General features: G+C 53.2%; 14 protein-coding genes and 1 pseudogene. 6 read left to right on the forward strand and 9 right to left on the reverse strand.

Going from position 1 to position 14,162, the window contains the following annotated elements; translation table 11 throughout:
• Window positions 1-21: 21 nt before the first annotated feature.
• The 3 genes from ACOOFE_RS17005 to ACOOFE_RS17015 all read right to left on the reverse strand — a co-directional run bounded on the left by ACOOFE_RS17005 (window position 22) and on the right by ACOOFE_RS17015 (window position 1,906).
• The gene (locus ACOOFE_RS17005; RefSeq protein ID WP_420411143.1) at window positions 22-519 is read right to left on the reverse strand and encodes an RES family NAD+ phosphorylase; all 498 of its coding nucleotides are present in this window, start codon (window positions 517-519) and stop codon (window positions 22-24) included.
• Window positions 516-1,022, reverse strand: a complete 507-nt coding sequence (gene parS, locus ACOOFE_RS17010; protein ID WP_420411144.1) for a type II toxin-antitoxin system Xre/ParS family antitoxin — start codon at window positions 1,020-1,022, stop codon at window positions 516-518. Before parS ends, ACOOFE_RS17005 begins: the two co-directional genes overlap by 4 nt.
• A 107-nt stretch (window positions 1,023-1,129) precedes the next feature.
• On the reverse strand, window positions 1,130-1,906 hold the full coding sequence (locus tag ACOOFE_RS17015; RefSeq protein ID WP_420411145.1) for a DUF3108 domain-containing protein: 777 nt from the start codon (window positions 1,904-1,906) through the stop codon (window positions 1,130-1,132).
• Window positions 1,907-2,268: 362 nt separating this feature from the next.
• On the opposite strand from ACOOFE_RS17015, the gene yghU reads away from it, so the two are divergent.
• Complete coding sequence (yghU, locus tag ACOOFE_RS17020; protein WP_420411146.1) at window positions 2,269-3,141, forward strand: glutathione-dependent disulfide-bond oxidoreductase; 873 nt, start codon at window positions 2,269-2,271, stop codon at window positions 3,139-3,141.
• A gap of 306 nt (window positions 3,142-3,447) precedes the next feature.
• Here yghU and ACOOFE_RS17025 read toward each other — a convergent pair whose 3' ends face one another.
• The 6 genes from ACOOFE_RS17025 to ACOOFE_RS17050 form a co-directional block, all read right to left on the reverse strand.
• Window positions 3,448-3,855: a hypothetical protein gene (locus ACOOFE_RS17025; RefSeq protein ID WP_420411147.1), complete on the reverse strand. Its 408-nt coding sequence runs from the start codon at window positions 3,853-3,855 to the stop codon at window positions 3,448-3,450.
• A gap of 123 nt (window positions 3,856-3,978) precedes the next feature.
• Window positions 3,979-4,269: a hypothetical protein gene (locus tag ACOOFE_RS17030; protein WP_420411148.1), complete on the reverse strand. Its 291-nt coding sequence runs from the start codon at window positions 4,267-4,269 to the stop codon at window positions 3,979-3,981.
• 254 nt (window positions 4,270-4,523) lie between these two features.
• Complete coding sequence (locus ACOOFE_RS17035; protein WP_420411149.1) at window positions 4,524-5,612, reverse strand: helix-turn-helix transcriptional regulator; 1,089 nt, start codon at window positions 5,610-5,612, stop codon at window positions 4,524-4,526.
• A 437-nt stretch (window positions 5,613-6,049) separates the two neighbouring features.
• The gene (locus ACOOFE_RS17040; RefSeq protein WP_420411150.1) at window positions 6,050-6,352 is read right to left on the reverse strand and encodes a DUF1330 domain-containing protein; all 303 of its coding nucleotides are present in this window, start codon (window positions 6,350-6,352) and stop codon (window positions 6,050-6,052) included.
• A 137-nt stretch (window positions 6,353-6,489) separates the two neighbouring features.
• The gene (locus ACOOFE_RS17045) at window positions 6,490-7,476 is read right to left on the reverse strand and encodes a GlxA family transcriptional regulator (protein ID WP_420411151.1); all 987 of its coding nucleotides are present in this window, start codon (window positions 7,474-7,476) and stop codon (window positions 6,490-6,492) included.
• 108 nt (window positions 7,477-7,584) lie between these two features.
• On the reverse strand, window positions 7,585-8,241 hold the full coding sequence (locus ACOOFE_RS17050; RefSeq protein WP_420411152.1) for a GntR family transcriptional regulator: 657 nt from the start codon (window positions 8,239-8,241) through the stop codon (window positions 7,585-7,587).
• 134 nt (window positions 8,242-8,375) lie between these two features.
• Here ACOOFE_RS17050 and dctP point away from each other — a divergent pair, with 134 nt between their 5' ends.
• From dctP to ACOOFE_RS17075, 5 genes and pseudogenes are all read left to right on the forward strand, one after another.
• Window positions 8,376-9,362 carry a TRAP transporter substrate-binding protein DctP gene (dctP, locus tag ACOOFE_RS17055; RefSeq protein ID WP_420411153.1) on the forward strand — a complete coding sequence of 329 codons (987 nt, stop codon included), beginning with the start codon at window positions 8,376-8,378 and terminating at the stop codon, window positions 9,360-9,362.
• Between the two features lie 62 nt (window positions 9,363-9,424).
• A complete protein-coding gene (locus ACOOFE_RS17060) occupies window positions 9,425-9,973 on the forward strand; it encodes a TRAP transporter small permease (RefSeq protein WP_420411154.1) in 549 nt (182 codons plus the stop codon).
• Window positions 9,973-11,289, forward strand: coding sequence for a TRAP transporter large permease (locus ACOOFE_RS17065; protein ID WP_420411155.1), 1,317 nt, complete (start codon window positions 9,973-9,975; stop codon window positions 11,287-11,289). The genes ACOOFE_RS17060 and ACOOFE_RS17065 overlap by 1 nt, the downstream gene beginning before the upstream one ends.
• Window positions 11,286-12,562: pseudogene (locus ACOOFE_RS17070) on the forward strand (malonyl-CoA decarboxylase). The gene ACOOFE_RS17065 and the pseudogene ACOOFE_RS17070 overlap by 4 nt, the downstream one beginning before the upstream one ends.
• A complete protein-coding gene (locus ACOOFE_RS17075; protein WP_420411156.1) occupies window positions 12,543-14,066 on the forward strand; it encodes a malonate--CoA ligase in 1,524 nt (507 codons plus the stop codon). Before ACOOFE_RS17070 ends, ACOOFE_RS17075 begins: the two are co-directional and overlap by 20 nt.
• The last annotated feature ends 96 nt before the right edge of the window (window positions 14,067-14,162 follow it).

Raw genomic sequence — 14,162 nt, forward strand, 5'->3', positions numbered from 1 at the left:
CGCTAAATATCCTGCGCGGGCTTACGTATGCAGCCGCGGGTCGAGGGCGAAGCGCTCTTGGCGAACATCCTCAAAATGGCCGGTTGCCCGGTCGGCATCGAACATCAAGTTCCAGCTGTGCCGCGACACGGTTGAGGGAACCAGAGTAAATACGTGCTCCCTCAGAAGCTGATCACCAAAAGCCTTCTGGCCTGGACCATGACTTCCCGGGACAAGCCAATTGGGGTTCGGTATATCTTCCGGATAGACGACATGAACCTTGGAAAGGTCCATCACGCGTGCCGACGTCATAACATGCGGGGCCGTGTCCAAGACCTTGAAGCCCTTGTGAACGGCAACTTCCATGATCGCCGTTGACGGATCCACCGACGCGTAGACAGCCCGAATTCCTTTAGAGTTCCAGCGCCCGCCAACCCGGTAGGCGCCCTCACCTTTGTTCCAACTGCGCGAATGCCGTTCTTGGTCCAGCCGCCAGAACCGGAGTTCGCCGGATCCAAGCGGCGCTGGAAGTGGCGTCACGTATAGACCCCATATTCCATACGCGTCAGATAGTTCCCGACAGCTTCGGCGCCTGCGGCCGTTTCAAGAAGATCAATCGGTCTGCGGTTGTTGAGCCCGATCGCGGGCTCTAATATCCATGCCTCAGCGGCTTCCTGGCTTCCCATGATGTCTGTTGCTTGCGCAATAATCCCGGCAAAGCGCCAGGCCCGGCTGCTCTGTTCCGTCGACAGCAGCTTTTGTTTTGTATCCGACTTCCGGCGCTGCAAGGTGCGGATACTGATGCCGATCGCCTTGTTGAGCACATCACCAGTCGACAAAACATGCACCCCTTCGACCAGGTGCAACAGTGATTTGGCGGGGAGGCCTTGAACGATGATGTCATGCGCATCCAGCGAATCGTTGACCGGACGTTTCATAATCTTGCGCCCGCCCAACAACCGGTAGGCGCGGGTTGCGTCATTTTCCAGCAACACCGGCGCCTCTTGAGCGGTCATCTCTCTTTTCTCGGCGGCTGCAGTCATGATGAAACCTCTTTGCGTCACATGTCACTAAAAATATGACACTTGTCTCTAATATTTTCAAGATTGCCAGCATTCACCATAGGCACAGAGGATAAACAGCTTTCCTATCAATTCATCTTCTTAAACTTCACATTTTGAACGTTCAGCGGGCCCACCGGGGTCATCAAGCTGGCTTTGTAGAGCAAAAGGTATGGTTTTCCGGGAACTTCGGCCAGGTGGACTTCCATTGTTTTGTTGGCGGCAAGCTGCTGGATCGTCTTACGGTTTGGCCGGTGACCAGAAATTGGCTTGTAGCGGGCTTTGCACGCAAGCACGCCCCCGGAATACCGTTTGCCGCGACCAGTCATCTGGTATTTTGCCTTGTAAGACAGAACGACATCATACCGGTCCCGGCCATCGTAGATCGCAACGGTGCGGTTGCAGCTATCCCGGTGAAGACCTCTGGGAGCTGGAAACAGGACTGCGCTCAAAGGATCGATGACGCCGCGCTTGTGCGCTTCGGTCACCTTGACCCGTTCATTCATTCGGTCCTGTGCCGGATGTATTTGCCGTCCGGTTACGGCGCCTTTGGCCATGGTCATAGTGACCGTGTTCGACTTGCCCTCTTCTTCCGCCTGCATAGTGAACGAGGCAGGCATAAGGCCAGCCGGTGATACGGATCCGGTGGCGTGTACACTGCCTGAGCCATCAGAGACAAAATTGCCGAAGGCTGCCATGTTGCCTTTGCCATGAAGGCGATACGTCTTGTCATTCAGATCGACCGACAAGGCTCCCTCACCGATCTTCAAGCCCGTCAGAGAAATATCGTATTTCACATAAAGACTGCTGGCTTGTGCAGGCATCGTCAGCAAACACACAGCGGCTGCAATTGATTTTAGGCGCATCGGGCTCCCCCTTTTGTCTGGCGCTCTCTCAAATCTGAAGCAGACCATGCCAAGCAAATTGGGCACCAGTACGGAGAAGTTGTTCAGCTAACGTTCAGGTTCTGAAGCCGTTTTTACAGTCCTGCCTGCAGCTCCTTGATATCCTTCGTGCTCTACCAAACACTGTTTTCCAGTCCGGTCAGGACTTCGCTCAGCGTACGATCGGCTTTGCCCAAGGTACGAATTCCATGCAGATTCTAGGCAAGGACGTTGCAATGTGCCAAAACCGACCTATCTGATCGCAATAATGCGATGAATATTTTGTGGCGATGGCCCATGCCCCGTCACTTGTAGGGCAAACCAGATCCGGAGTTCCTGAGCAAATGAACGATACCCCCTCTTACACCCCGCCGAAAGTCTGGACCTGGGAACAGCCGAGCGGCGGTCAGTTTGCCAGCATCAACCGGCCAATTTCTGGTTCGACCCACGAAAAGGACCTTCCGGTCGGCAAACACCCATTGCAGCTCTATTCCCTGGCAACGCCAAACGGCGTCAAGGTCACCTTGATGCTGGAAGAATTGCTGGCCTTGGGTCACACGGGAGCGGACTATGACGCCTGGCTGATCAAGATCGGTGATGGCGATCAGTTTGGCAGCGGTTTTGTCGGTGCCAATCCGAATTCAAAGATCCCGGCTCTGGTCGATCACAGCACAGCGACCCCGACCCGCGTTTTCGAATCCGCGTCGATCCTGATGTATCTGGCGGAAAAATTCGGCGAGTTCCTGCCCGCCGAAGGCCCGGAACGCACGGAGACCTTGAACTGGCTGTTCTGGCAGATGGGCTCTGCACCTTATCTCGGCGGAGGTTTTGGCCATTTTTACGCCTACGCCCCGGAAAAATTCCAGTACCCGATCGACCGTTTCTCCATGGAGGCCAAACGCCAGCTGGATGTGCTCGACAAGGCGCTTGCCGAGCGACCGTTTATCGCCGGTGAAAACTACTCCATCGCCGATATGGCGATCTGGCCGTGGTACGGCGGCCTGGTTCTTGGACGGCTTTATAATGCAGCCGAATTCCTTTCGGTGCATGAGTACAAGAACCTCGTTACCTGGGCCGAGAAAATCGACGCCCGCCCGGCGGCCATCCGCGGCCGCATGGTCAACAAGACCTGGGGCGAAGACCATGAGCAACTGGACGAACGCCACGATGCTGCCGACATCGACGCCAAACTGGCGTTGAAAGACGCCGCCGAATAATCGGCCTTTTTTGTGTTTCAAGAATTGGAAAGGCGGCTTACAGGCCGCCTTTTTTGCGTTTGGGATCGGGAGGGGACGACGCGATGGCTCAGCCCCTTCTGCCTCACAAAACTTCTTCCATTCCTGCATATAGGTGGGCTTGTAAGGTCGATCCGGTCTGACAAACGCGGTACGGGAGCATATCGAGAGCACTTTCAACAATGTCAAAAGTTCCACAGGATCGCAACTAACTACATCAAGACCAGGGCGTCATTGTCTCCCCAAGTATGGTCGTTATTCGCCCATGCCCCGATCAACAACATCTACTTATTCGGTTTCTTTGAAGTCATGACCTAAGAGAAATACCGACATAGTAAAAAATGCTCTTTCTGGCTCACTCCCAGCCGCTGATTTCAGGTTAACTTCTTGCTTTTCTGAAACATGTTTTATACTGCAGGATTTAGGTTCTACCCTGGCATAGGCATCGTCACTGAAAATTAGATGACTTGGGCCGTGATTGCAGACTTGAACAATGGCACCTTTGTGATTGTTGGGACCATATAAGTATGTGTGCCCTCCTTTGTATGCTGTACTAGCATCATGATATACAAGCACGCCATCTTGGAAGTTCGCCAATATTTTAAGCGGGGTTTCTTCCGCTTTTGAATACTTTACACCTACAAATACAGATAGCACCGCAGCTAATAGCAGAGAAGTATTTTGAAATCTGGACATGGCACGTTTCCTCTATTTATTGAGTGTTTACTCGGATATTCTCATTGCAGAAACATCCGCCTACATTGTCGGATAATTGCAACTTTTGACTGCATTTAAAATCAATTCTCGTTTTGATTATAGTCAGTATTTCACGCATCCAACCCAAGCATTCATCTGCGCATCATCTGACTTAACCTCAATTACCCAAGTTCCATTTTTAATAGCAATTTCAGCAGCACTATCTCCGTTCATTCTCTCAATCCCGCTTAGGAAGCAAAAACCCTTGTCCTCAGCTAAAAGGTCAACGCTTTTATACTGACCTGGATTAACTGAGATCCTTTCAATTTTGGCGGTTTTTGCATTGGCAGCACTAATTGAGAGAGACGTTACTAGAATGCCAAATATTGCCATTCCATTTATATTATTGATCATTTAACTCCTCGGATTTGAATTTTACGCATACCAATTCATAAAATATCAAAAATATTACTTATAATATACTGATATTATTCTTTAATAATTTGACAAAGAAACAGAAACATCAACTTCTATGCTTCGGTCTATTGCTGCAAACATCTTAATTAATTATTCGAATTGAAACATTCCCCAATTGGGGACTAAAAGATCGATTATTGATTGCTGGTTACACAGCTTCTCGCCTGGAGACAGTCGAGTTTTTTGCGAAGCTAGATTTGTGTTGCCTGCTCAAACAAGACCGCCATTTCTTTTTGGCTGCGAACACCAAGTTTTTCCATTGCTGCTTTCAACTGCTTTCTAACCGTATCGAGCTTTACGCCTCGCATATCAGCTAGCTTGGACAATGGAATATTGCAGAGCACAGCGTGAACAACAGAGATTTGCGCATCACTAAGCCGATAGTTATTGCCGAATTGTGTTACGGCTTCCAAATCCGGGATTTTGTCCCGTTCCAGGACTTTGATTATGAGCAGCTTTCTTTCAGCGAGACCGGCAAGCGGACTGATGTTTTTCAACTTCAAGAAATAGTCATGCTGCCGCTCATGGTCGGACAGCCTCAATTGGCCATATGATGACCTTCTATCAGAGACTAAAAATGCTCTCAGGCGCTCGTTGGAACGCACATCTCTGCAATGAAGTTGCCCGGAAACTAGCCTTAGAAATCCGTGTTTGAAGATTGTTTCATCCAAGTTTCCAATATCAACAATATATCCAGCCTCACAAAAAGCCACACCTATATTAGCAGAGCAAAGTAACTGCCCCGTCGCTTTTTTTATATACTTCAGATCAATATTGGTTTTTGCTAAATCGAATGCTTGCAAAATATGAGGCGAAAGGTAATTGAGCGCGTTCCTTTGCTCACTTGTAAATTCTTCCGAAATCCCTTTCGTAGTCACTCCAAACCACCCGAAAGCTCCATCAACGCTCATATTTGACCCTAGGATGTTGAAAATATCATTTTTGACAAAGAGTTCCTGGTGAAGAGGACTTTTTTTTATTTCATCATTGGTAGCAATCGATCGTTCGTCAAACATCAGCCCTCGTTTCATTGCGGTTATCCGAGGCAATCGAAAGTCATGTACCGAGTATTCTTGCTGGTATTTTAGATCAAATTCCGGATTCCCTCTCGGTGAAGAACCGAAGTAGCTAAATTCGCTTTTAAGATCTGCCAGGAACAGGTGAATGACGCCAAGCTCCAAGGTATCGCCGATTTCATTGACAACGTTATCCCAACACTCCCGGCCATTTGTTGCTGCATAGAGTTTCCCAATTATGTTGTTGAGCTGTTCAATGTTCATTGTTTCACCAGCGCAATTAAGTATATCCGGAGCCTAGCAAACCAAGGTCATGACACAAGCAAAAATAGCTTCTTCAAATGAAGCAACTATTTAGAGCATTCAACCTACCAGCGAGTATTTGCTTACTGTGTAGGTTCTCGAGTAGAACTTGATGACGGATGTCGGCGATGTCATCCAGAGAGAGGCTTCGGTGTTACTGAGCTCCGTTGCAAGCTCCAGAACACTCAGCCGACGATCAACAAGACCTGGGGTGAAGACTCTGAGCAACTGGACGATCGCCATGATGCTGCCGACATCGACGCCAAACTGGCGTTGAAAGACGCCGCCGAATAATCGGCATTTGTTGAATGGTTCAAGAATTGGAAAGGCGGCTCAGCAAGCCGCCTTTTTTCGTTCGGGATCGGTACGGACGAGGCGATGGCTCAGCCTCCTCTACTTCACAAAACTGGTTCCAATCCTGCATATAGATGGGCTTGTAAGGTCGATCCGGTCTGACGCAACTTAACAAGATGTGCGAATTCGTCGGAGTTCCAAAAAGCCAAGGCAGCGTCCCGGCTTGGAAACCGAATAACAAACGCAGCATCAGGTGGGGTTTCATCGCCTTCAAGCACTTCTGGTTCGCCCCCCTTTACAAGGAACTCGCCGCCGTTCGCTTCGATCAATGCCGGAACTTTGGCGAAGTACTCTTCCATCCAGTCACGATTATGAATGGCCATCCTGCCAACAATAAATGCGGTCATCTGCTTGGCTCCAAATCAATTAAACAAGGCGTCACAATAGTTTCATCTGATACTATCATAGTTGACCTGTGGCTGATGGGGCCACGTGCACTGACTGAAACTCACCGGCCTTGTGCCGGTTTTTTTTCAACTTCTCCTCACCCGCTCCGCTTGCGGCGCTGGGTTGGGGTTTCGCCGTATTGAGCCTTGTAGGCTTGCGAAAAGGAGGCGGCGGTTGAAAAACCGCAGGAAAGTGCGATTTCGATTTGCGGCATGCGTGTGTCAACGACCAGCGTGTGCGCCTTCTTCAAGCGGATCTTTTTGTAAAGCTTTGCCGGGGTCGTGTTGAAGTAGACCGTGAACAGCCGTTCCAAATGCCGTGTTGAGAGGCCCACTTCCTTGGCCAGATTTCCTAAGCGCAACGGCTGCTCGATGTTGGTTTCCATAAGCCGGAGCGAGTTTTGCAGCCTTTTTTCGAAATAGTTGGGGTTGTAACTGCTCCCCTTTGGCTGGTCTTTAGAGAATCCCCGGACCTCATCAAGAACCAGCAGGCTGGCGATTTCGGCGCATTCTCTTCGGCCAAGCTGGTCTGCCAAGACCCCGATCATGGCTTCGAGTGTATGACCATGGCCGGCACAGGTGAGCACGCTGCCATTCAATTCCGCGAGCTGATCCGTCAGCATCGGATAAGAGCCTATTTCGCGCAGCAATGATACGTCGCGCCAATGCGCTGTTGTGGGGTCACTGAGATTCTTGACTGCTCTGACGTATTCCCGAGCCGCATCTGACAGCAGTACCACCCGCCGCTGCAGTTTTTGCATTGCGCGCAAACGGGCAAGCCAGGCCTGAGGCGAACTTGAACGGCCAGCAACAACAATCAGACAATCGCGCAAATACTGGTCGCTGATCGCCGGGTCAGCCCTTGCCATCAGTCCGGAACTGCTGCTCACCAGCCCCGGCTCATCAGACGTAATTTGCCAGGAAAACTGGTCACTGTTCAGGACGTCGTTGGCTGTGCGCAAAACTGTCGTAACGGCCGAAAGTTCAAGATCCAAAAACCCAGGCTGAACAAAGATCTCAAAAACGAATGTCTTGGTGTCTTCGTTGTCTGCGTGTTTCGACGGAACTTCGGCTTGATCATTCATGGAAATTACGCTTGTCGCCCGCCGGTCTTTTTCAAAAACCTGGTTCCCTCAGTGCCAGGAATTTAACCGGTCTAGCTCAAATCAATTCCGAACACCAAGTAGTTTCCGCTATTCGGCAACCTGTTTCAAGCTGGCCATCAGGTGATGGAATTTTTCGCCCTGAACCGCCACATGGGTCCGGATCACGTCGGCGGCCTTGGCGCCATCACCCTCTTCCAGCGCGGCAACAACCATTTTGTGTTCCGACATTGACTGCTTCAAACGCCCTCGCAAGCGCAGCTGAACCCTTCGGAATGGCTGCAGCCTCCGGTAAAGCCGCAGGCACTCTTGCTCTAAAAAACTATTGCCCGATTGGCGATAGAGCATCGCATGGAATTGAGCATTTTCCTGGTAGTAGCCATCATAATCCTGCGCTGCGACGGCCTCTTCACAGCGGGCGTTTGCCGCATGGAGTTCGGCGAGTGCCTCATCGGTGATCCGTGTAGCGGCAAGGCGCGCGCTGGCCGCTTCCAGCTCAGCCATAACTTCGAACATTTCAAGGAGTTCTACCGGCCCGGGCTGGCGGACAAAAACCCCGCGGCGCGGGATTTGTTCGACCAAGCCTGACAGGGAGAGCCGCTGAAGGGCTTCCCGGATTGGGGTTCGCGATACTTCGAATTTTTCAGCCAGTTGAACTTCATCCAACCGCGCACCGTCTTTGTAATGCCCTTGAAAAATTAGGCTTTCCAGTTCGTCGGCAATCAGTTCGGCGCGTTTTCGTTCCATACTTTGCACGTATCACACATCCAATAGAAACACAATATTTTCGTTCTTGTATACAAAATGTTTGACGAAAAATACATTCGATGCAAACATGGCCCTCGAGCGCACCTCACTCAGCGCTCCTTGGGAGGAAAACAATGAACATCAAACTGACGACCGCGGCTGCTGCAGCCGCTTTGCTCGGCAGCGCCTTTACCGCCAATGCAACTGAACTCCGCCTGTCTCACCAATGGTCCACCAGCGATGTCCGCCACAAGGTGGCTGAAATTGTCGCTAATGAAGTGGCCGCGGCAGACGTAGATCTGGAAATCAAGATTTTCCCGTCGAAATCTCTGTTCAAACCACGGGAACAGTACAAACCTTTGAGCCGCGGCCAGCTGGATATGACCGTGTTTCCGCTGAGCTACGCCGGTGGTCAACAACCGGCCTATAACCTCACTTTGATGCCGGGTCTGGTGAAGAACCACGATCATGCTGCCCGCCTTAATGAGAGCCCGTTTATGGGCAAAATCGAAGAAATCATGGCCGGTGATGATGTCATGGTTCTGGTGCACGGCTATCTGGCCGGCGGTTTTGTCGGCAAGGACAAATGCATTACCGCACCGGAAGACGTGAAAGGCCAGCAGACCCGTGCGGCTGGAAAGGCCTTTGAACAGATGCTCGCAGGCGCTGGTGCGTCGATTGCTTCCATGGCTTCGTCTGAAATCTACAACGCGATGCAGACCGGCGTTTTGACCGCCGCCAACACCTCGTCCTCCTCGTTCGTCAGCTACCGGATCTACGAGCAGGTCAAATGTTACACACCAGCCAGCGACTTTGCGCTCTGGTTCATGTACCAGCCACTGTTGATGAACAAGTCCACCTATGAGGGCTTGACCGATGCCCAGAAGGCAGCTCTTGAAGCAGGCGCTGCCAAGGCGGAAGCTTTCTATCTGGAAGAAGCGAAAAAACAGGACGCAGCTTCTGCAGACGTCTTTGCCGAAAACGGTGTCGAGATTGCTCAAATGAGCCAAGAAGAGTTTGATGCCTGGCGCGCGCTCGCTCAGGAAACGTCCTACAAGGCCTTCATCGAACAAACACCGGGCGGCCAAGAGTTGCTCGACATGGCCCTGTCGGTAGACTGAGGACCAAAGAGGGGCGGTTCCCACCGCCCCTTCAAATTCGAAGTTCTTGATAGGAGAACCCGATGGCGGGTCACAGTTCGGCTGTCGCAGCGCACGCCGGTAACAATCCCTTTTTGCGTCTGGTCGCCGCAATTTCGACATTGGCCGGCTGGTGCTCCGCGGCCATGATCGTGGCCGCAGTCGCGATCACATGCCAGATGATCTTCGTGCGGTTTGTCCTCAACGGGTCAACCGTTTGGCAGACCGAGGCGGTCATCTATCTGGTGATCGCAGCAACGTTGGTTGGCCTTCCCTACGTTCAGCGCTTGCGCGGGCATGTCAATGTCGACCTGGTGCCTCTGGCCCTAAAACCGCGTCCGCGTTTTTTTCTGGCCATCCTCACATCCACGCTGTCGATCACCATCGTTGGTGTCATGTTCTACTACGGCTTTGACTACTGGCATTTTGCCTGGGAACGCGGGTGGCGCTCCGACACCGTTTGGGGCGTGCGGCTTTGGATCCCTTATCTGTCGCTTCCCATCGGCTTCGGCCTTCTGCTCTTGCAGCTGATTGCCGACCTGGTCGCCGTTTTGACCGGTATCGACCGGCCCTTTGGTCTGGAGGACGCCTGATGGACCCTCTTCTTCTTGGCGCGATCGTTGCGATCGCAACGATCCTTGTTCTCTTTTCCGGTGTTTCAGTCGCCCTTGGCCTTCTGATTGTTTCCGGTGGTTTCCTGATCATCTTCGATGGCATGCGGTCGCTCGAACTGATGCCGGAAATTCTGTTCGGCAAACTCGACAACTTCGCGCTTTTGTCGATCCCGATGTTCATCATCATGGGTGCATCGATTGCCTCAACCCGCGCTGGTGCTGATCTTTATGAGGCGCTGGAGCGCTGGCTCACCCGGGTTCCTGGCGGCCTTGTCGTCTCTAACCTTGGCGCCTGCGCGCTGTTTGCCGCGATGTCCGGCTCCAGTCCGGCAACTTGCGCGGCCATCGGCAAGATGGGCATTCCGGAAATGCGCAAACGCGGCTATCCAGATGGCGTTGCAGCCGGGTCGATCGCTGCAGGTGGCACGCTCGGCATCCTGATCCCACCGTCCGTAACAATGATCGTCTACGGCATTGCCACGGAAACCTCGATCGGCCGGCTGTTTCTGGCAGGCGTGTTTCCAGGCTTGATGCTGGTCGGCTTGTTCATGGCCTGGTCGCTCTATTCCACCTGGCGGTCTGGCAACGCGTCGGTCTTAAGTTCTGGCAGTTACACCTGGCGCCAACGGGTCGAAATCCTGCCGCGGGTGGTGCCTTTCCTGGCGATCATCGTCGGCGTTCTTTATGCCATGTACGGCGGCATCGCGACGCCATCAGAAACAGCGGCAGTCGGCGCCCTCCTCTGCCTGATCATCGCCATGGTGATTTACAAGCTTTGGAACCCGGGTGATCTTTGGGTGGTCCTGCGTGACAGCACCAAGGAAAGCGTGATGATTCTGTTCATCATCGCCGCTGCCGGTGTCTTTTCCTACATGCTGTCGTCGCTGTTCATCACACAGGCGATTGCCGAGTGGATTGGCACCTTGGACGTCAACCGCTGGGTTCTGATGGGCGCGGTCAACATCTTCCTGCTGATCGCCGGATTTTTCTTGCCCCCGGTTGCCGTCATCCTGATGGCTGCTCCGATCCTCTTGCCGATCATTACGACGGCTGGATTTGATCCCATCTGGTTTGCGGTTGTCCTGACCATCAACATGGAAATTGGCTTGATCTCGCCGCCGGTCGGACTCAACTTATATGTCATCAACGGCATTGCGCCGGACATCTCGCTGAAGACCATCCTCCAAGGGTCCTTACCCTTTGTGGCATGTATGGTAGTGGCGATCATCTTGCTATGCCTGTTTCCCAGTCTGGCAACCTGGTTGCCCGACGCCGTCATGGGAGCCACGCGATGACACTATTGGCCGATCTGCTTTCCTCGTTGTTTGACCGCCGGTATCGAACCTTCTTGCCGGGCGGCGATGATAACCGGTCCATGGAAGAACTTACCGCCGCACTGATCGGTGCGGCCGGTGAGGTTTCGGGCAGCACGATTGCCCGGCATATCCTTGACCGCTACGAACGCGCAGACGAAAGCGAAAAACAGGCCTTTTTCCGTCATCTTGCCGAAGATATGGCCGTGTCTGTCGCGGATCTTCGGGAAGCCTTGGAGACCTATGAAAAGGGTCAATCCAAGGCAAGTTACCGCGCCCTTGTCCATACCGCCGAACCCAAGCGGCAGGAACTGATCCGCCGCCTCAATCAGGTGCCGGATGCCACCCGCTCATTGGTGGCCATGCGCGAAGATCTGCTGCGGTTCAGCAAGTCGGACGATGCGCTCCAGGCGCTGGATGTGGACTTTGGGCATCTTTTCGCCAGCTGGTTCAACAGGGGATTTCTCGTGCTCAGACCGATCAATTGGGAAAGCCCGGCCAACATCCTGGAAAAGATCATTGCCTATGAAGCCGTTCATGCGATCCACAGCTGGGATGACCTCCGGCGGCGACTGCAGCCGGCCGACCGGCGGTGTTTTGCCTTTTTTCACCCGACCATGCCGGACGAACCGCTGATCTTTGTTGAGGTTGCACTGACCAAAGGCATCCCCTCGTCCGTTCAGGACCTTCTAAGTGAGGAGCGGGAGCATATCGAAGCGGAGGATGCGAACACCGCGGTGTTTTACTCTATTTCCAATTGCCAAAAGGGCCTTGCAGGCATTTCTTTTGGCAATTCCCTGATCAAACAGGTGGCGGCTGATCTCTCTTTGGAACTGCAGGGGCTCAAAACTTTTGTCACCCTGTCTCCGATCCCAGGTTTCAGGAGTGGGCTGAGAAGGCGGATCTGGAGCCGCTTCCGGACGATCCGAAACAACTTAAAGCCCTTGCGGCCCATTACCTGATTGCGGCCAAGCGCCCCAACGGCATGCCGCTCGATCCGGTTGCCCGGTTCCATCTGGGAAATGGCGCGCAGGTGTACCAGGTCCATGCCGACGCCGATCTTTCCGAAAAAGGTCAACAGCAATCAGCCGGCGTGATGGTCAATTACCTTTACAATCTGGCGAAGGTCTCGCAGAACCACGAACGCTTCGCTTCCTCTCATGAAATTGCGGCCTCTTCGGATATCAAGTCGCTGAGCGCGGCCGCAGAAAAACACCTCGACAGGAGCCCCACCGATGGCCAACCCGCTCTATGATCAGCTTTTCGGCAAACATGCAGGAAAGGCTACTCCCTTCCTCCATCTCGCAGACGGCTCCACCCTCACCCATGCTGAATTTCTGGCCACCGGTGCGCAATTCGCGCATGTTCTGACGAACCGTGGCTTGAAACCCGGCGACCGCCTGGCCGCTCAGATCCAGAAGTCGCCGGAAGCCTTGGCGCTCTACGCCGCCTGCGCCCAAGCTGGGGTGATCTTTCTGCCACTGAACACCGCTTATACCGTCGACGAGCTGACTTATTTTATCGAGAACAGCGGCGCGTCATTGGTTGTCTGCGATACGGCCAGCGAAGCAGCTCTGAAACCGGTCGCCGAAGGGCTTGGCGCGAAAACCGAAACGCTGAATGCGGATGGCTCCGGCTCCCTGACCTCAGCTGCAAAAGATATGCCTGCGACCTTCGAAACGGTCACGCGCTCTGCCGACGATCTGGCTGCTTTTCTTTATACATCCGGAACGACCGGGCGTTCCAAAGGGGCCATGCTGACTCAGGCCAACCTCTTATCAAACGCCACGGATTTGGCGGAATACTGGCGCTTTTCAGATAAGGATGTTCTGCTGCACGCCCTGCCGATCTTCCATACACATGGGCTTTTTGTGGCGACAAACGTGATGTTGTCTGTTGGGGGATCGATGATCTTCCTGCCGAAGTTTGATCTGGACGCGATGATTGCCAATCTGCCGAAGGCGACGTCGATGATGGGTGTCCCAACCTTCTACACCCGGCTGTTGGACGATGCCCGTTTCACGAAAGAGCTGACGTCCCACATGCGCCTGTTTATTTCCGGCAGCGCGCCGCTTCTGGCCGAAACCCATGTCCGGTTTGAGGAGGTCACTGGTCATCGGATCCTCGAGCGTTACGGCATGACCGAAACCAACATGAACACATCCAATCCTTATGACGGTGAGCGGCGCGCCGGAACTGTTGGGTTCCCGCTGCCAGGTGTGGACCTGAAAATCACCGATCCGGAAACTGGAGAAACCCTTGCCAACGGCGAGGTCGGGCAAATCGAGGTGCGCGGTCCCAATGTCTTTAAAGGCTATTGGCAAATGCCGGAAAAAACTGCCGCAGAACTGCGTGAGGACGGTTTCTTTATCACCGGAGATCTCGGGAAGATCGATGAAGACGGGTATGTTCACATCGTCGGCCGCAACAAAGACCTGATCATTTCCGGCGGTTACAACATTTATCCGAAAGAAATCGAACTGGTTCTCGATGAGCAGCCGGGTGTTTTGGAAAGTGCGGTCATCGGTGTGCCGCATGCCGATTTCGGCGAAACAGTGCTGGGGTTGATCGTTCCAAATTCAGGCGACAATCCTGATCTGGACGCGATCCAGAACACCGTTGCAGGCGCGCTGGCCCGCTTCAAACACCCGCGCAAACTGATCCTCGTCGACAGCCTGCCGCGTAATACCATGGGCAAGGTGCAAAAGAACGTCTTGAGGGAAACCTACGCCGACCTTTTTGCCCCGGCTGCACAGTAAACCGGAGCCCGACGTTGCCCAAAACCCCGTGTTTCGAGGCGTCCCCGGCCTTGAGCCGGGGTCCAAGAGGCTCCGCCCAAATTGATTTGGTCCCGG

Source organism: Roseibium sp., assembly GCF_965216085.1.
Lineage (GTDB): Bacteria > Pseudomonadota > Alphaproteobacteria > Rhizobiales > Stappiaceae > Roseibium.